We start from the raw sequence: 16326 nt of genomic DNA, 5'->3' as shown, positions 1-16326 counted from the left end.
TCAATCCTCAACGTATTTCGGTAGGGGTGAGACGAGGCCGCAATTTACTGTGGGCACGCCCTGCCAGGCCGAGTATAACGGCGAACTGCAAGGCGTTCGTCAGGGTCTTAACTTCACTCGACGACTCTTCGTTCTTAGATCAATCAGGAGATTTCCCATGCGCTTACCTTTTCGCCTGATCGGCGGTGTACTGGTCGCCACCCTGCTCACGCAAATCACGGCGTGCGGTTCGATTTTCTATCCGGATCGTCGCGGTCAGATTGACGGCAAAGTCGACCCGGCGATCGCCGTGCTCGATGCCGTGGGCCTGCTGTTCTACATCATCCCGGGCCTGATCGCGTTTGCCGTCGACTTCGCCACTGGCGCGATTTATTTCGAACCGGGCCACACCGCGCAGATCGATCCGGCCAAACTCAAACAAGCCATCGGCCCGGACGGTCAGGTCGATAATCACAAGTTGCAGGCTATTCTCGAAAGCGAGTTGGGACGTGACTTCCCTCTGGATGACCCGCGCCTGATTCAACACAAGGGCAGCACGCAGCAACTGGCAATGTTCGGCCTGCAACCTGCCGCTTAATAAGGAAACGCAATGACCTCCAGCCCCGAACACGCTCGCCTGCTAAGGCTGGCGACCCGCGCCTCGGTGGCGGTCGCCTGCACGCTGATCATCGCCAAAGCCATCGCCTGGTGGCTGAGCGGTTCGGTGGCCATGCTCGCCGGGCTCACCGACTCGGCGCTGGATGGCATCACTTCGATGCTCAATCTGCTGGCGGTGCATTACGCGTTGCGTCCGGCGGATGACGATCACCGTTATGGCCACGGCAAGGCAGAGTCGCTGGCGGGCATGGCGCAGGCGCTGTTCATCGGTGGCAGTGCGGTGTTGATCGCGTTTCAGGCGTACGAACGACTGCACGATCCGCAGCCGCTTGGCGCGCCATGGCTGAGCATCGGCGTGATTGTTTTTTCGCTGCTGCTGACGGCGGCGCTGCTGGTGTTGCAGCATCGGGTGATCAAGCAGACTGGCTCTAATGCCGTGCGCGCGGATTCGCTGCACTATCGCTCGGACATGTTGCTCAACGGCAGCATTCTGATTGCGCTGATTTTGGCCGGGTTTGGTTTTGATCAACTGGATGCGTGGTTCGGTCTGGGGATTGCTGCGTACATTCTGTGGAGCGCGATCCAGATCGCCCGGGAAAGTTTTTCGGTGTTGATGGATGAAGAGCTGCCGACGGACGTCAGTCAGCACATGCTCGAACTCGCGTGCAGCGTGCCCGGCGTGTTGGGCGCGCATGACTTGCGCACGCGGATCTCCGGCAACCACTGGTTCGTGCAGTTGCACCTGGAATTGCCGGGAGAGTTGACCCTGTCAGTGGCGCACGGCATCAGCGATCAAGCCGCCGATGCCATCCACCAAGCCTACCCGCGCGCCGAAGTGCTGGTGCACGCCGATCCGCAAGAAGTGGTGCAGGCCGCTAGGGCTCAGTAACTGACCTGATAACCGCGACTGCTCAGGCAATTGCCCTGAGCCTGACGGTACGCCTGAACCACTTCGGGCGCCGGTTGATAGGTCGCGGTGCGCGGGTCGAAACCGCTTTGCTGCACCGCGTACTGATAGCACTGATAACCGTCCTGCTGCACTTGCTCCGGCGACTGACCGTTGGCCGGATAGGCCTCGACGTCATAGCCCTGAGATTGCGGCTGTGGTTGCGGCTGTTGCTGCACCGGCGGCTCGACCACCACGTAATCCTGCGTCGCTTCCTGATAGGCGTAATAGGAACCGGCGGCGAGAAACAGCAGCGAACCACCGATCCACACTTCTCGCGAATAGTCCGGCAAGTACTGAATGCGGATCCCGCGCGGCGGCTGCACGACGATGTAGCGCGGGCCTTGCGGGCGATACCAGTAGCCACCGGAATAGAAGTAATCCTGTCCGCGATACGGCACGCGATAGTCACGATCCGGGAAACGGTCGATCACATGCCCCGGCCGATATTGCGGGCCCGGCCCCCAACCGTTGCCATGTCCGTCGGGACGTCCCGGCCAGCGATTGTCGTTGGGCCGGTAGTCATTGGGCCGGTTGTTGGTCTGCCAATGTTGGTTGTTATTGTTGTAACCATTTTGCGGACGCTCGTCGCGGTAGTAACCCTGACGCGGTTCCTGAGTCTGGCGCACGGTGTCGGGCCGCGACTGGATCGGCAAACTGTTGGCCGGCATTTGCGGCGGCGGTGGTGGCTGGCGCACCGGGTTGGGGTTGTAGCCCGGCCGGTTCTGGTCATGGTTTTGCCATTGACCATTGTTATTGTGCGGCTGGCCGTTGTGTTCGAACTGGCGGCTGTTGTCGCCACGAATGACTTCGTTGTTCTGCGGGCGCGGTTGATTCTGCGGCGGCTGGTTTTGCGGACGCGGCTGGTTTTGCTGTGGATTATTCTGTGGACGCGGCTGATTCTCGCCGCCATGCCCTTGGTTATTGCCTTGATGCCCCTGCCCGTGCTGCCCGCCATTCGGGCTGCGGCTTTCCGGATCATCGGCCAGCGCTTGCACACTGACACTCACACACAACACACCAACACCGGCCAGACGCCAGATGCGCGACTTCATGCTTTTCCTCACTGAGGCCTGTAATTAAGGGCGGCCTGTAACTAAGACCGGGTCGGGAACATCCGGTTCTGCAACAGGTTATCAGTCGCGCAACTTATTTATTGAGCGCCGCAAGATGAAATCGCAGGCAAGAAAAAAGGGAGACCCGTCGGCCTCCCTTTAGAGAACTTCGTCCTGGCTCGACGCTTATGACGTCGGCTCACCTCACGCCGTCTTCTGGACAGTGTGCAGCTCGGGGGCCGGCACAACCCCGGTGGGGGTGGCGGCCGCGGCAGGCCTTATAGGGCGGGCCGCGTGGACTGTGTTACCGAGCAGTGATTCTGGTAATAAGAATAGGCCTGAGGCTGCGACAGAGGATTGCGAAGATTGCTGAAATAAACACCACTTGCGCAATTTTTAACCCTGGATAGATAATCCGCCGCAATAGTTACAACCAAGGACAGATTGATGAGCAAACTCGACCGTTACGACCTGAGCATTTTGGCGGAATTGCAGCGCGACGCCCGCATCTCCAACCAGGAGTTGGCCGAGCGCATCGGTCTGTCACCCTCGCCTTGCTCGCGCCGGGTCAAGCAACTGGAAGACGACGGCTATATCTCGCGCCAGGTCGCTTTGCTCGATCGCAAGATGCTTGGGCTGAGTTTGACTGCCTATGTGCTGATCGGCATGGATCGGCATACGCCGGAGCGCTTCGAGAATTTCGAAGCGGCGATTCGCACATTGCCGCAGGTGTTGGAGTGCAGCCTGGTGACCGGTGTGGATGCGGATTACCAGTTGAAAGTGGTGGTGCCGGATATGGATCACTATCAGAAGTTGTTGCTGGGGCACCTCACACGCATTGAAGGCGTGACCAGCGTGCGCTCGAGTTTTGTGCTGAATCAGGTGCTCAACAGCACCGAACTGCCGTTGACCCACCTGCGCAATTGATACCGCCCCCTGTAGGAGCTGACGAGTGAAACGAGGCTGCGATCTTTTGATCTTTTAAAATCCAGATCAAAAGATCGCAGCCTTCGGCAGCTCCTACAGATCGCTTTTGCGGCGAGGGGATTTATCCCCGTTCCAGTGCGCAGCACTGGCAGGATTGGTGTTGCAGACCAATGACTGCGGCACACCGACGCAGGTCAATGCCCCGCCATCCGCCCTTGGCGTATACTCGCCGCGCCCTTTTAGCCGCGCCCATGCCGGAGAACCCCAATGGATCCAGCCGTATTTGAAGAGTGGATGATGACCGGTCTGGTCAGCATCCTGATCATTTTCATGGGTTTTATCGTCTGGGATCTGGCGAAGAAGTCCAAGGCCGGGCGCTTTGGTTCGTTCATTTTGTTCTTCGTGCTGGGCCTGGGCGTGGCCGCATTCATCATCAAAAGTGTGGTGATCGGCCTGATCGAATCCGGCGCTCTATAAGCGCGCCGGCACTTCCTTCCACTGGCCCTGATCGAGCCCTTCGATCGTCCAGTCACCAATCTTCACCCGCACCAGCCGCAACGTCGGCAACCCGACCGCCGCGGTCATGCGGCGCACTTGTCGATTGCGCCCTTCCCGAATCACCAACTCCAGCCACGACGTCGGTATGGACGCGCGAAAACGCACCGGCGGGTTGCGCGGCCACAGCTCAGGCTCGTCCAGCTGCCGCGCTTCAGCGGGCAAGGTCATGCCGTCGTTCAACTCAACGCCGTCACGCAGACGCTGCAACTGCTCGGCGCTCGGCACGCCTTCGACCTGCACCCAATAAGTCTTCGCCAGTTTGTGCTTCGGATCAGCGATGCGCGCCTGCAACTGTCCATCATTGGTCAGCAACAACAGACCTTCGCTGTCGCGATCCAGACGTCCGGCCGGGTAGATGCCGGGCACATCAATGTAATCCTTGAGCGTCGCCCGCCCTTCGCCGTCGCTGAATTGCGTCAGCACATCGAACGGCTTGTTGAACAGGATCAGTTTCGGCTCGGCCGGTGGCGCCTTGGCAACACGGCGCGGCGAAGACGACTGAGGCTTCGCGCCAGGGCGGCGGGAAGGTGGACGCGGGGGACGAGACATAGAGAGAGCAAACATTTAGCGATCAGGGCTGACAATGCTAGTGCCCCGACCGCCAAATGACCACGACTAACCGTTAACGGAACGGCGGTTCGTCGAAGCTGCGCAGTTTGCGCGAGTGCAGCGAGTTGAGTTCGGTGCGCAGCAGATCGACCGCTTCGATGCCGATCTTCAAGTGCTGGCTGACCGCGCGCTCGTAAAATGCGTTGGCCGAACCCGGCAGTTTGATTTCACTGTGCAGCGGTTTGTCCGAAACACACAACAACGTGCCGTACGGCACCCGCAAGCGGTAGCCCTGCGCGGCAATCGTGCCGCTTTCCATGTCCACCGCGACGGCGCGGGACAGGTTGATCAACGGTCGTTCCTGCGCCCAACGCAATTCCCAGTTACGGTCGTCGTAAGTCAGCACGGTGCCGGTACGAAGGCGTTTTTTCAGGTCGTCGCCCTTCTCGCCAGTGACATTCGCCGCTGCCTGTTGCAGCGCCATTTGCACTTCGGCCAGCGCCGGGATCGGAATATTCGGCGGTACGACGCGGTCGAGAATGCCATCGCGACGCATATAAGCGTGGGCCAGCACGTAGTCGCCAATGGTCTGCGACTGACGCAGCCCGCCGCAGTGACCGATCATCAGCCAGCAGTGCGGACGCAGCACAGCCAAGTGGTCGGTGATGTTCTTGGCGTTGGACGGGCCGACGCCAATGTTCACCAGCGTCACGCCGTGGCCATCGTTGGCGATCAGGTGATACGCCGGCATCTGATAACGGTGCCAAACCACACCCGCCGCGATTGCCGAGGCTTCGCCGTGATCCATGCTCTTTTCGATGATCACGTTGCCCGGCAAGACTATGCGCACGAAACGCGGATCGCTGCGCAATTGCTCCAGACCATGGACGATGAACTGATCGACGTAACGGTGGTAGTTGGTCAGCAGAATCCACGGTTGCACATGGCGCCAGTCGCTGCCGGTGTAATGCACCAGGCGACGCAGGGAGAAATCCACGCGCGCCGCATCGAACAGCGCCAGCGGCAGTGGATCGGTGTTTTCCCAATCGTAGAGACCGTCGGCGATGCCATCGGTGGCGGCGGACAGGTCGGTACTCGGGAACACCCGCGCCAGCACGGCAGCGGTAACGCCGGAACCGGCGAGTTCATCGCCCTGCTCGACCACGTACGGATACGGAATGTTTTGCTGGCTGACGCCGACTTCCACGGTCACCGTGAAGTCGTGCATCAACGGCACCAGTTGTTCGAGCAGGTATTTGCGAAACGCCGCCGGGTGGGTGACGGTGACGCTGTAAGTACCCGGCAGTTGCACCTTGGCGTACGCGCGGGTGGTCTGCGGGACTTCGCCCTGGCAATGGTAGGTCAGACGCAGTTCGGGATAACGAAACAGAGCACGCTGCGCAGCGTCGGGTTCGACGCGATCTTTCAGGTAACGCTTGAGCGCCGAGTTCAGCGCAGTGGTGGCCCGCTCATGCAGCTCGGCGAGACGATCCACGGCTTGTTCGGCGGTTTGAACAACAATAAACGCTTCGGTCACGATCAGCTTCCTGTGTTCTGACTTGCAGAGCTTCATCTTGCCTGCATCGTGGCGTCACGGGAACAGTGGCATGTTGGCAACCGCACAATATATGGGCCACCCCAATCCTTGTAGGAGCTGCCGAAGGCTGCGATCTTTTGATCTTGCTGTTTATAAGATCAAAAGATCGCAGCCTTCGGCAGCTCCTACAGGGGATTTGTGGGGGGTCAGAGGATTTGTGGGGTTGAGCGGGCGACGAGGGACTCGATGTCGAGGCCGCGTGGCAAGGCGCCGTAGGCGCGGCCACCACCGCTCAGCCGGCTGGCGATGAAGGCATCGCTGACGGCTGAGTTCCCGGCCTCCAGCAATAGCTTGGCCTGCAAACCGAGCGCGATGTCTTCGGTCAGTTGCCGCGCCCGATACTGAATGTCGCTCGTATCCTTGAACTGCGCCTGCAACTGTTGAATATGCGCGGCCAAGCGTTTGTCGCCGTGGCCATTTCCGAGTTCGCTGAACAACACATCCAGCACGCCCGGTTCTTTCGACAACGCGCGCAGCACATCCAGACACTGCACATTCCCCGAACCTTCCCACGTCGAGTTCACCGGCGCCTCGCGATACAAACGCGGCAGGATGCTCTCTTCAACATACCCGGCGCCGCCCATGCATTCCGCCGCTTCGTTGATCATTCCCGGCGCGCGTTTGCAGATCCAATACTTGCCCACCGCTGTCACCAGCCGTGCAAATTGCGCTTCGTGGCGATCGTCCAGATGATCCAACGCCTTGCCCATGCGCAAGCTCAGGGCCAGCGCGGCTTCGCTTTCCAGGGCCAGATCGGCCAGCACGTTTTGCATCAATGGCTGCTCGCTGAGCAGTTTGCCGCCGACCTTGCGGTGCGCGCAGTGATGGCTGGCCTGGGTCAGCGCCTGGCGCATCAGCGAGCTGGAACCGACCATGCAATCAAAACGGGTCATCGCGACCATCTCGATAATGGTCGGTACGCCGCGTCCTTCTTCGCCGACCATCCACGCCAGCGCGCCACGGAATTCCACTTCGCTGGAGGCGTTGGACTGGTTGCCGAGTTTGTTTTTCAGGCGCTGAATGTAGAACTGATTACGCGTGTCGTCCGGGCGATGGCGCGGCAGCAGGAAGCAGCTCAAACCCTGGTCGGTCTGCGCCAGCGTGAGGAATGCATCGCACATCGGTGCCGAGCAAAACCATTTGTGTCCGACCAACTCATACGCCTCGCCCGGGCCGCTGGCGCCGACCGGATAAGCCTTGGTGGTGTTGGCGCGCACGTCGGTGCCGCCCTGTTTCTCAGTCATGGCCATGCCGATGGTCACGCCAGCCTTGTGCGCCATGCCGACGTTGCGTGGGTCGTATTCCGTGGCGAGGACTTTTGGCAGCCATTGCTCGGCGAGATTCGGTTGCAGACGCAGGGCCGGCACGCTGGCAAAAGTCATGGTCAGCGGGCAACCGCTGCCGGCCTCGGCCTGGCTGTGCAGGTAACTCATCGCGGCGCGGGCGACGTGGGCGCCGTCCTGCGGATGCGTCCACGGCATCGAGTGCAAACCACGCTCGATCGCCGTGCGCATCAGCTCGTGATAAGCCGGATGAAATTCCACCAGATCGATGCGATGGCCGTAGCGATCGTGGCTGACAAATATGGGTTTGTTTTGGTTAGCGAGGAACCCGGCTTCCATCAACGGCCCGCCGGCCAGCGCGCCGTAAGCATCGATCCGCGACTCGGCCCAACCGGCGCCGAACCTGCGCGACCACTCCTGCAACGGCAGGTCGATGCGGTACAGGTTGGTGCCGTCCAGCGACGGCGGCTGGTTGGTGACTTCGTGGGTTTCGGCGAACTGATGCAGGTTCATGACGGGCTCCTTGGCTCTCCAGAAAGCTCAGTTAAGCACCGGCTCCCTGTCGATCAAAGTGTCATAGGCGCCGAATTCGCGGCGCTTTTACCCTATCAGCAGGACAACACCCGACGCTCCAGCGCCGACTGCAAATCCTCGAATTTCACTGGTTTGTTCAGGTAATCGACCGCGACGCCCGTGGCACAGACCTCTCGATCGGCACCCAATGCGAGCATGAACACCGGCAAGTTCGCACAACCCGGAAGCGCGTGAATCTGGCAGCACAATGACGCGCCTTCGTGGCTGGGCAACTGACAATCGATCAGCACCGCGTCGAAGGTTTCTCGCCGCAGGCAGTCCAGCGCCGTCGCGCCGCTGTCGGCGGTGCGCACGCGGAAACCGAGCTTGAGCAGCATGCCGCGCATCACCAGTTGATTGACGCTGTTGTCATCCACGAGCAACACCGTGCAGTCCTGCGGCGCGCGAATGCAATCACCGCCAGGCGCAGAATTCGGCGCAGGCTCAACCACCGGCAATTCAAACTCGACATCCAGCTGAAAACGGCTGCCGCTGCCAGGTTCGGAACGGTGCGTGAGTTTGCCGCCGAGCAGTTCCACCAGTTGTCGGCAGATCGCCAGACCGACGCCGAGGCCACCGTATTCGCGAGTCATCGAACCGTCGAGCTGGAAGAAACGCTGATACATCGTCGCCTCGCCCAGATCGGTGAAACCGATGCCGGTGTCGATCACCGCGAACGACAGCGCCAGACGATTGCCCGTCGACGGTTTGCCGGTAACCCGCAGCGCCAGCCCGCCCACGCGGGTGAACTTGATCGCGTTATCCAGCAGGCATTCCAGGCACTGCGCGAGTTTGGCGCTGTCGCCGTGCAGACGATCAGGCAGGGTTGGCAGCACGTCGACCTTGAAGTCCAGCGACTTGCTCGCCGCGTTGCCGTCGAACTGCGCGCGCAACGATTCGACCACGCCACGCAAACTGAAACTGCCCGGCGAGGCCTTGAGCTTGCCGGCCTGCAATTCGGTGAGGGTGAGGATGCCGTTGACCATGCGCATCATGTCTCGCGCGGAGCCGGCGGCGGTTTGCTGATATTGCTCCAGCTCCGGATCCATCTCGACGGTCTGCATCAATTCCAGCGAACCGATCACCCCGTTCATCGGTGTGCGCAGTTCGTGGGTCAGGGTCGCCAGAAATTCATCTTTGAGCTTGTTGCTGTGGGCCAGTTGCTGGTTGAGCACTTCGAGTTTCTGCCCGGCGTCGTACAGGGTCTGCGCCTGTTGCTCGCGCATCGCGTTGATGCGGTCGGCCAGCGCCAGCGACAGCAGCGCCACTTCGATGGCCGAACCGATCTGGCTGGCGTACATGGTCAGGAACACGTTTGGCAGAAGGCCCAGCACCATCAGCGTGTTGACGATACCGCCGAGCAAAAACGCCGACCAGGCAATGATGAAATAACGCGCCACCCGCAAACCGCGCCACCAGGCCAGAATCCCTGCGGCAAAAATCACCACGGTGAAGGTCAGTGCCAGCGTCGTCGCCAGGCGCAGGGCCAGGGCGTAACTGGTCATCAAGGACAGTCCGATGACCAGCGCACCGAACGCGATCAGGCCGATCAAGACGCGATCGAGTCCACGGCTATGGGTTTTGGTTTGCAGGAAACTGCGCGCGAACTGGCTGCCGAACAGGCCGGCGCAACCGATGAAGAACGGTGTCGCGGCGTTGGCCCACCACGGATTGTTCGGCCAGAAGTACTCGACCGCCGCGCCATTGACCGACAGTTGATAGAGGCCAAACGAGGCAATATAGAAGATGTAATAGAGATAGCTGGTGTCGCGCACGCTGAGGTAGATGAACAGGTTGTAAACCACCATCCCCAGCAGCACGCCATAGATGATACCGAGCACATACAGGCGCACGGGTTGGTCTTCAAGATACGCGGTGCTCGACCACAACGTCACCGGCGCCTGGATCGAGCCTTGGCTGGCCAGTCGCAGGTATACGGTTTGTTGTTGGTCGGGTTCGAAGGCGAGATCGAACAGGTAGTTGTTCTGGCGGATTTCACGGCTGGCAAACGGCAAGGCGTCGCCGGTCTGACGGATCAGCTGATAGTCGCCATTGGCGTCGGGCAAGTACAGATCAAGATGGTCGAGCGGCGGATAAGCCAGCTCTAGCAACCAGGTGCGCTGGGCGGCGGGGTTGCTCGGGCGGTAATGCAGATCGATTTTCAGCCAGAACGCCGAGCGCGAGTAACCGGCGTTGAGCGTGGCTTTATCGTGGGCTTTGAAATTGCCGGCAGCGGCCTGCGCGCGGACGTCGGCAATGCTCGCCTGACCGCTCGGGTCTTCGAACACTTGCAGCGACCGGCCCAAAGGCAGGTTCTGGGTGAATTCGTCGAATTCGACGGCGCTCGCCATGAGGGGCAAGCAAAACAGCAACATCAGCAAATAGCGCATTGAAGCCCCAGCGTGGCTCGTCCGGTTATGTCAGGAAGCCCCCCCATTCCTTGAGTAGACGTAAAACCGGTATTACCTGTTATTGGTTTGGATCCAGACTAGCATAGCCGCTGCTGGCCATTGAGCACCATCGAAATTTTTCCTACAAAGGCTCTAGAACGGTCGTTTCAGAGCAAAGCAGCGGACTAGAGCTGTTGGGTTGGTCAGGTAGATCAAAAGATCGCAGCCTGCGGCAGCTCCTACATTGATCTGGATTTCCTGTAGGAGCTGCCGAAGGCTGCGATCTTTTGATCTTGCTCCGCCAGCCACACCCGTAAATCAGCTTTGGTGGTAAGCTCGCGCACCATGAATATCTACAGCTCCCGCCCCGTTGTCCTCTGTCTCTCCGGCCACGACCCAAGTGGTGGCGCCGGCTTGCAGGCAGATATCGAAGCCCTGCTCGCGCAGGGTTGCCATGCGGCTCCGGCCGTCACCGCCCTGACCGTGCAAGACACCGTCAACGTCACTGACTTCCGCGTCCTCGACCGTGAGTGGGTACTGGCTCAAGCCAATGCCGTGCTCAACGACTCCGAAGTCGCTGCGGTCAAACTGGGCATGCTCGGTTCACTGGAAATGGTCGACACCGTTGTCGAACTGCTCTCGGCGCACCCGCACTTGCCGGTGGTCTGCGACCCGGTGCTGCGCGCCGGTGGCGGCGGACGCCTGGGCAAGGACGAGGTCGGCTATGCGATGCGCGAGCGTCTGCTGCCGCTGTCGATCATTGCCACGCCTAACCTTCCTGAAGCGCGCATCCTCGCCGAACTGCCCGAAGGCACCGCGGATGAGTGCGCTGAAAAACTCCTGCCGTTCGTCAAAAACCTGCTGATCACCGGCGGCCATGGCGACGAAACTGAAATCCACAACCGCGTGTACAGCCGCGACGGCCTGCGTGAAACCTTTATCTGCCAGCGCCTGCCGGGCAGCTATCACGGTTCCGGTTGCACACTGGCCAGTGCTTTGGCCGGTCGATTGGCTCAGGGCGAACACCTGGCCAGCGCCGTGCGCAGTGCTTTGGATTACACCTGGCGCACCCTGCGCGATGCCGAACAACTGGGCAAAGGCCAGTTCGTCCCGCGTCGCCTGCCGCTGGATTTCTGCTCGTAACGTCGTGAGGTCTGCCCGATGAAACTACGTGGCCTGTATGCCATTACCGACAGCGAATTGCTGGCCGGCAAGTTTCTCTCTTATGTGGAGGCGGCGCTGGAAGGCGGCGTCACCCTGCTGCAATACCGCGACAAGAGCAACGACGAGGCCCGCCGTCTGCGCGAGGCCGAAGCGTTGCGCGATCTGTGCGAGCGCTACAAGACGCAACTGATCATCAACGATGACGCCGAACTCGCCGCGCGCCTCAACGTCGGCGTGCACCTCGGCCAGACCGACGGCCCGCTGTCGCCGACCCGCGCCCTGCTCGGTTCGAAAGCGATCATCGGTTCGACCTGCCACGCGCAAATCGCGCTGGCTGAACAAGCCGCCAAAGAAGGCGCCAGTTACGTCGCCTTCGGCCGCTTCTTCAATTCCAACACCAAGCCTGGCGCGCCGACCTGCAGCCTCGATCTGCTCGACGATGCCAAACGCACGCTGCACCTGCCGATCTGCGCGATTGGCGGCATCAGCCTCGACAACGCTGCGCCGCTGGTAGCCCACGGCGTCGACCTGCTCGCCGTGGTTCACGGTTTGTTCGGTGCCGAGAGCGCCGCCGAAGTGACCCGCCGCGCCCGCGCGTTCAACGAATTGTTCAAATCCTGAAGATTGAGAGCCCGATCATGTCTCGTTCCGAAACCCTGTTTGCCAACGCTCAGAAACACATTCCCGGTGGCGTGAACTCGCCAGTCCGCGCATTCAAGAGCGTGGGCGGCACCCCGCTGTTCTTCAAACACGCTGAAGGCGCTTACGTCACTGACGAAGACGACAAGCGTTATGTCGATTACGTCGGTTCGTGGGGCCCGATGATCCTCGGCCACAGCCACCCGGACGTGCTCGACGCGGTGCGCAATCAGCTGCAACACGGCTTGTCGTACGGCGCGCCGACCGCGATGGAAACCGAGATGGCCGACCTGGTCTGCTCGCTGGTGCCATCGATGGACATGGTGCGCATGGTCAGCTCCGGCACCGAAGCGACCATGAGCGCAATCCGTCTGGCCCGTGGTTACACCGGCCGCGACAGCATCATCAAGTTCGAAGGCTGCTACCACGGCCACTCCGACAGTCTGCTGGTCAAGGCCGGTTCCGGCGCGCTGACCCAAGGCGTACCGAGCTCGGCCGGCGTGCCGGCGGCGTTCGCCAAACACACCCTGACCCTGCCGTTCAACGACATCGACGCGGTTGAAAAGATGTTGGCGGAAGTGGGCGACGAAGTGGCATGCATCATCGTTGAGCCGGTAGCCGGCAACATGAACTGCGTGCCGCCAGCGCCGGGCTTCCTCGAAGGCCTGCGTTCGCTGTGCGACAAACATGGCGTGGTGCTGATTTTCGACGAAGTGATGACCGGTTTCCGCGTTGCCCTCGGCGGTGCTCAGGCTTACTACGGCGTAAACCCTGACCTGACTACTTTCGGCAAGATCATCGGTGGCGGCATGCCGGTCGGTTGCTTCGGCGGCAAGCGCGAAATCATGGAACGCATCGCGCCGCTGGGCCCGGTGTATCAGGCCGGCACGCTGTCGGGTAACCCGCTGGCCATGGCCGCCGGTTTGACCACGTTGCGTTTGATCAGCCGTCCGGGTTTCCACGCCGAGCTGACCGACTACACCACGCGCCTGCTCGATGGTCTGCAACAACGCGCCGATGCTGCGGGTATTCCGTTCGTGACCACCCAGGCGGGCGGCATGTTCGGTCTGTACTTCAGCGGCGCCGACGACATCGTCACTTTTGAAGACGTGATGGCCAGCGACGCGGCACTGTTCGGTCGCTTCTTCCACCTGATGCTGGAAGGTGGCGTGTACCTCGCACCGAGCGCCTTCGAAGCCGGTTTCACCTCGATCGCTCACGGCGAAGCCGAGTTGCAACTGACGCTGGACGCTGCCGAACGCGCCTTCGCCGCACTGAAATAATCGCCGTACCGCTGACGTTGGCTATCGCCAGCGTCAGCATTCACCTACATCCGCGCTGTTTTTCCGATGCTCCTGCTAAAAATCTCCCCTAAAGTGGGCGATATATTCCCCGCGCAGCAGAAAAACGAGTAAAGACTTTGTAAGGTTGGCCCTGCTTATTTCATAATGCGCGCTTATTGGATCCCTCGATGGGTCCGCGTGCCCTTCAGAGGTAAGTCGATTCCCATGAACCGCACCGGCCGCACCCTTGCCTTGGGCTGCCTGTTGCTCCTTCAGCCCCTGCTCGCGCATGCACAAGCAGGCGGCAACTCGTTGTTGATCCCGGCGATGGGTCGTTGCACCCTCAATACTCAGCCGCAAGACGTCACGCAGGCACTGGCCGCCTGCCAGAAAGCGGCGGACGAAGGGGATGCGCAAGCGCAATACGAGTTGGGTGAGTTCTACTACGACGGCAAAAATGCGCCGCGCGACCTCAATCAAGCCCTGAGCTACTTCGAAAAAGCCTCGTTGCAAGGCCACGCTCAGGCGCAATTCAAACTCGGCACGATGTTCTTCCACGGTGAAGGCGTGCAGGCCAACAACATTCAGGCGTATATCGTGCTGAAGATGGCTGCGGTCAACGGCGCGGAAGATGCGCTGGATACGGCTGACGAAGTGTCCGAAAAAATGTCCCGCGAAGACCTTGAGACGGCCACGCAGGTGCTTGGGCAAATTTTCCGTAAATACCTGATGGAACTGCAGAGCGCCGATGGGCGTACGCCTTTCTCCCCTCTTCCCTGACCGCCGATAGTTCCCACGCTCTGCGTGGGAATTCATCCCGTGACGCTCCGCGTCACCGACGCAGAGCGTCGAAAGCGGCATTCCCACGCAGAGCGTGGGAACGATCAATCCAGGATCTGTTGTTACTTCTCAGGCATCGGCATCGGGAACGGCATCACATTGCCGACCGCGCCGCGGGCTTCGCTGATTTTCGGGGTGCCCAGACGTTCCACTTCGTCGATGCGCACAATCGAATGCATCGGCACAAAGCTGCGTACCACGCCTTCGAACTGCGCCTTGAGCTTTTCTTCGCTCGGATCGACGACCACTTGCGTGCGCTCGCCAAAGACGAACTCTTCCACTTCCAGAAAACCCCACAGATCACTTTGATAGATCTGCTTGGCGTACATTTCGAACACCTGGCCCTGGTTGAGGAAAATCACCTTATAGATTGGAGCTTCGCGTTTGGTCATGGCGGGGGGATAACATCGGGGATAAAAATGAGGGCGCAAACTATAGCATAGCCTCCGGACGCACAGCGGTAGGAACCTGAGGGCTTGTTCCCTATAATGCCGGGTTCTTTGAATCACGTGACGACACTAATCCATGGCCAAGAAGCTTTACATCGAAACCCACGGTTGCCAGATGAACGAGTACGACAGCTCGCGCATGGTCGATCTGCTGGGTGAACATCAGGCCCTGGAAGTCACCGCGCGCGCGGAAGACGCCGACGTGATTCTGCTCAACACCTGCTCGATCCGCGAGCGCGCGCAAGATCGCGTGTATTCGCAGCTCGGCCGCTGGCGCGAACTGAAACTGGCCAACCCGGACATGGTGATCGCCGTCGGCGGTTGCGTGGCCAGCCAGGAAGGCGCGGCGATCCGCGATCGCGCGCCGTACGTTGACGTGGTGTTCGGACCACAGACCCTGCACCGCCTGCCGGAAATGATCGACGCCGCGCGCATCACCAAGCTGCCGCAAGTCGACGTCTCGTTCCCGGAAATCGAAAAATTCGACCACTTGCCCGAGCCACGCATCGATGGCCCGAGCGCCTATGTGTCGGTGATGGAAGGCTGCAGCAAGTACTGCACGTTCTGCGTGGTGCCTTACACCCGCGGCGAAGAAGTCAGCCGGCCGTTCGATGACGTGATCGCCGAAGTGATTCACCTCGCTGAAAACGGCGTTCGTGAAGTGACGCTGCTGGGGCAGAACGTTAACGGTTATCGCGGCACGACCCATGATGGTCGTCTGGCCGATCTTGCCGAGCTGATCCGCGTCGTTGCGGCCATCGATGGCATCGACCGCATTCGCTACACCACTTCGCACCCGCTGGAATTCTCCGACAGCCTGATTCAGGCCCACGCCGACGTGCCGGAATTGGTGAAGCATCTGCACTTGCCGGTGCAATCGGGCTCCGACCGGATTCTCGCGGCGATGAAGCGCAACCACACCGCGCTGGAGTACAAATCCAAGCTGCGCAAATTGCGTGCGGCGGTGCCGGGGATCTGCATCAGCTCGGACTTCATCGTCGGTTTCCCCGGCGAGACCGAGAAAGATTTCGAACAGACCATGAAGCTGATTGCCGACGTCGGTTTCGACTTTTCCTACTCGTTCGTTTACAGCCAACGTCCGGGCACTCCGGCCGCCGATCTGGCTGACGAGACGCCGGAAGAGTTGAAAAAGGAGCGCTTGAACGCGCTGCAACATCGCCTGAATCAGCAAGGTTTCGAGATCAGCCGACAAATGGTCGGCTCGACGCAACGGATTCTGGTGACCGATTATTCGAAGAAAGACCCGGGCGAGCTGCAAGGGCGTACCGAGAATAATCGTATCGTCAACTTCCGCTGCGACAATCCAACCCTGATCGGCCAGTTCGCCGACGTGCACATCGACGCGGCCCAACCGCACTCGCTGCGCGGCTCGTTGATTCAGTAACACCATCGCATTGTGGATGGGGCTTCTGTGGTGAGGGGATTTATCCCCGATGGTTGGCGCAGCCGACCCAA

At 60.5% G+C, this 16326-nt stretch carries 15 protein-coding genes; 9 read left to right on the top strand and 6 right to left on the bottom strand.

Translation table 11 applies throughout. The annotated features are described in order from the left end of the window. Window positions 1–157: 157 nt before the first annotated feature. Both ACIP66_RS08775 and ACIP66_RS08770 read left to right on the top strand, forming a co-directional pair. A complete protein-coding gene (locus tag ACIP66_RS08775; RefSeq protein WP_034153788.1) occupies window positions 158–577 on the top strand; it encodes a hypothetical protein in 420 nt (139 codons plus the stop codon). 12 nt (window positions 578–589) lie between these two features. Then, entirely contained in the window at window positions 590–1486 is an 897-nt protein-coding gene (locus tag ACIP66_RS08770) for a cation diffusion facilitator family transporter (protein WP_400647197.1), read from the top strand. Here the strand turns inward: ACIP66_RS08770 and ACIP66_RS08765 are convergent. Next, entirely contained in the window at window positions 1480–2598 is a 1119-nt protein-coding gene (locus ACIP66_RS08765; RefSeq protein WP_400647194.1) for a DUF6515 family protein, read from the bottom strand. The two genes, ACIP66_RS08770 and ACIP66_RS08765, sit on opposite strands and share 7 nt — an antisense overlap. Window positions 2599–3045: 447 nt before the next feature. Between ACIP66_RS08765 and ACIP66_RS08760 the strand changes: the two genes are divergently transcribed. Both ACIP66_RS08760 and ACIP66_RS08755 read left to right on the top strand, forming a co-directional pair. Continuing rightward, window positions 3046–3525 (top strand): Lrp/AsnC family transcriptional regulator, encoded by a 480-nt coding sequence (locus ACIP66_RS08760; protein WP_008081091.1) that lies wholly within the window; start codon window positions 3046–3048, stop codon window positions 3523–3525. A gap of 267 nt (window positions 3526–3792) precedes the next feature. Then, window positions 3793–4002, top strand: a complete 210-nt coding sequence (locus ACIP66_RS08755) for a DUF2788 domain-containing protein (protein ID WP_003228500.1) — start codon at window positions 3793–3795, stop codon at window positions 4000–4002. Here the strand turns inward: ACIP66_RS08755 and ACIP66_RS08750 are convergent. The 4 genes from ACIP66_RS08750 to ACIP66_RS08735 all read right to left on the bottom strand — a co-directional run bounded on the left by ACIP66_RS08750 (window position 3997) and on the right by ACIP66_RS08735 (window position 10475). After that, a complete protein-coding gene (locus tag ACIP66_RS08750) occupies window positions 3997–4632 on the bottom strand; it encodes a pseudouridine synthase (protein WP_053124132.1) in 636 nt (211 codons plus the stop codon). The two genes, ACIP66_RS08755 and ACIP66_RS08750, sit on opposite strands and share 6 nt — an antisense overlap. Window positions 4633–4705: 73 nt before the next feature. Beyond that, the gene (gene amn, locus ACIP66_RS08745) at window positions 4706–6205 is read right to left on the bottom strand and encodes an AMP nucleosidase (protein WP_400647190.1); all 1500 of its coding nucleotides are present in this window, start codon (window positions 6203–6205) and stop codon (window positions 4706–4708) included. A gap of 170 nt (window positions 6206–6375) precedes the next feature. After that, window positions 6376–8025 (bottom strand): acyl-CoA dehydrogenase family protein, encoded by a 1650-nt coding sequence (locus tag ACIP66_RS08740; RefSeq protein WP_400647187.1) that lies wholly within the window; start codon window positions 8023–8025, stop codon window positions 6376–6378. A 95-nt stretch (window positions 8026–8120) separates the two neighbouring features. Beyond that, a complete protein-coding gene (locus ACIP66_RS08735; protein WP_053124136.1) occupies window positions 8121–10475 on the bottom strand; it encodes a hybrid sensor histidine kinase/response regulator in 2355 nt (784 codons plus the stop codon). 345 nt (window positions 10476–10820) lie between these two features. Here ACIP66_RS08735 and ACIP66_RS08730 point away from each other — a divergent pair, with 345 nt between their 5' ends. From ACIP66_RS08730 to ACIP66_RS08715, 4 genes are all read left to right on the top strand, one after another. Next, window positions 10821–11618, top strand: a complete 798-nt coding sequence (locus ACIP66_RS08730; RefSeq protein ID WP_007909650.1) for a hydroxymethylpyrimidine/phosphomethylpyrimidine kinase — start codon at window positions 10821–10823, stop codon at window positions 11616–11618. An 18-nt stretch (window positions 11619–11636) separates the two neighbouring features. Continuing rightward, window positions 11637–12260, top strand: a complete 624-nt coding sequence (gene thiE, locus ACIP66_RS08725) for a thiamine phosphate synthase (RefSeq protein WP_400647184.1) — start codon at window positions 11637–11639, stop codon at window positions 12258–12260. Window positions 12261–12277: 17 nt separating this feature from the next. Then, window positions 12278–13561 (top strand): glutamate-1-semialdehyde 2,1-aminomutase, encoded by a 1284-nt coding sequence (gene hemL / locus ACIP66_RS08720; protein ID WP_053124138.1) that lies wholly within the window; start codon window positions 12278–12280, stop codon window positions 13559–13561. Window positions 13562–13786: 225 nt separating this feature from the next. After that, window positions 13787–14341 (top strand): tetratricopeptide repeat protein, encoded by a 555-nt coding sequence (locus ACIP66_RS08715; protein ID WP_003228518.1) that lies wholly within the window; start codon window positions 13787–13789, stop codon window positions 14339–14341. 122 nt (window positions 14342–14463) lie between these two features. Here the strand turns inward: ACIP66_RS08715 and ACIP66_RS08710 are convergent, their stop codons facing one another. After that, complete coding sequence (locus ACIP66_RS08710) at window positions 14464–14793, bottom strand: DUF1820 family protein (RefSeq protein ID WP_003185742.1); 330 nt, start codon at window positions 14791–14793, stop codon at window positions 14464–14466. Between the two features lie 133 nt (window positions 14794–14926). On the opposite strand from ACIP66_RS08710, the gene miaB reads away from it, so the two are divergent. Next, on the top strand, window positions 14927–16255 hold the full coding sequence (gene miaB / locus ACIP66_RS08705; protein WP_053124140.1) for a tRNA (N6-isopentenyl adenosine(37)-C2)-methylthiotransferase MiaB: 1329 nt from the start codon (window positions 14927–14929) through the stop codon (window positions 16253–16255). The last annotated feature ends 71 nt before the right edge of the window (window positions 16256–16326 follow it).

Source organism: Pseudomonas sp. NPDC088429, from assembly GCF_044753305.1.
In the GTDB taxonomy this organism is placed as follows: domain Bacteria; phylum Pseudomonadota; class Gammaproteobacteria; order Pseudomonadales; family Pseudomonadaceae; genus Aquipseudomonas; species Aquipseudomonas rustica.
The sequence above is the reverse complement of the archived record's forward strand: the minus strand, read 5'-3'. Positions and strand labels throughout refer to the sequence as shown.

Coding starts and splice junctions, on each gene's coding strand:
- ACIP66_RS08740 (WP_400647187.1), bottom strand. CDS start 8,025: ATGAACCTGCATCAGTTCGCCGAAACCCACGAAGTCACCAACCAGCCG.
- ACIP66_RS08775 (WP_034153788.1), top strand. CDS start 158: ATGCGCTTACCTTTTCGCCTGATCGGCGGTGTACTGGTCGCCACCCTG.
- ACIP66_RS08735 (WP_053124136.1), bottom strand. CDS start 10,475: ATGCGCTATTTGCTGATGTTGCTGTTTTGCTTGCCCCTCATGGCGAGC.
- ACIP66_RS08760 (WP_008081091.1), top strand. CDS start 3,046: ATGAGCAAACTCGACCGTTACGACCTGAGCATTTTGGCGGAATTGCAG.
- thiE (WP_400647184.1), top strand. CDS start 11,637: ATGAAACTACGTGGCCTGTATGCCATTACCGACAGCGAATTGCTGGCC.
- miaB (WP_053124140.1), top strand. CDS start 14,927: ATGGCCAAGAAGCTTTACATCGAAACCCACGGTTGCCAGATGAACGAG.
- ACIP66_RS08710 (WP_003185742.1), bottom strand. CDS start 14,793: ATGACCAAACGCGAAGCTCCAATCTATAAGGTGATTTTCCTCAACCAG.
- ACIP66_RS08750 (WP_053124132.1), bottom strand. CDS start 4,632: ATGTCTCGTCCCCCGCGTCCACCTTCCCGCCGCCCTGGCGCGAAGCCT.
- hemL (WP_053124138.1), top strand. CDS start 12,278: ATGTCTCGTTCCGAAACCCTGTTTGCCAACGCTCAGAAACACATTCCC.
- ACIP66_RS08765 (WP_400647194.1), bottom strand. CDS start 2,598: ATGAAGTCGCGCATCTGGCGTCTGGCCGGTGTTGGTGTGTTGTGTGTG.
- ACIP66_RS08770 (WP_400647197.1), top strand. CDS start 590: ATGACCTCCAGCCCCGAACACGCTCGCCTGCTAAGGCTGGCGACCCGC.
- ACIP66_RS08715 (WP_003228518.1), top strand. CDS start 13,787: ATGAACCGCACCGGCCGCACCCTTGCCTTGGGCTGCCTGTTGCTCCTT.
- ACIP66_RS08755 (WP_003228500.1), top strand. CDS start 3,793: ATGGATCCAGCCGTATTTGAAGAGTGGATGATGACCGGTCTGGTCAGC.
- ACIP66_RS08730 (WP_007909650.1), top strand. CDS start 10,821: ATGAATATCTACAGCTCCCGCCCCGTTGTCCTCTGTCTCTCCGGCCAC.
- amn (WP_400647190.1), bottom strand. CDS start 6,205: ATGAAGCTCTGCAAGTCAGAACACAGGAAGCTGATCGTGACCGAAGCG.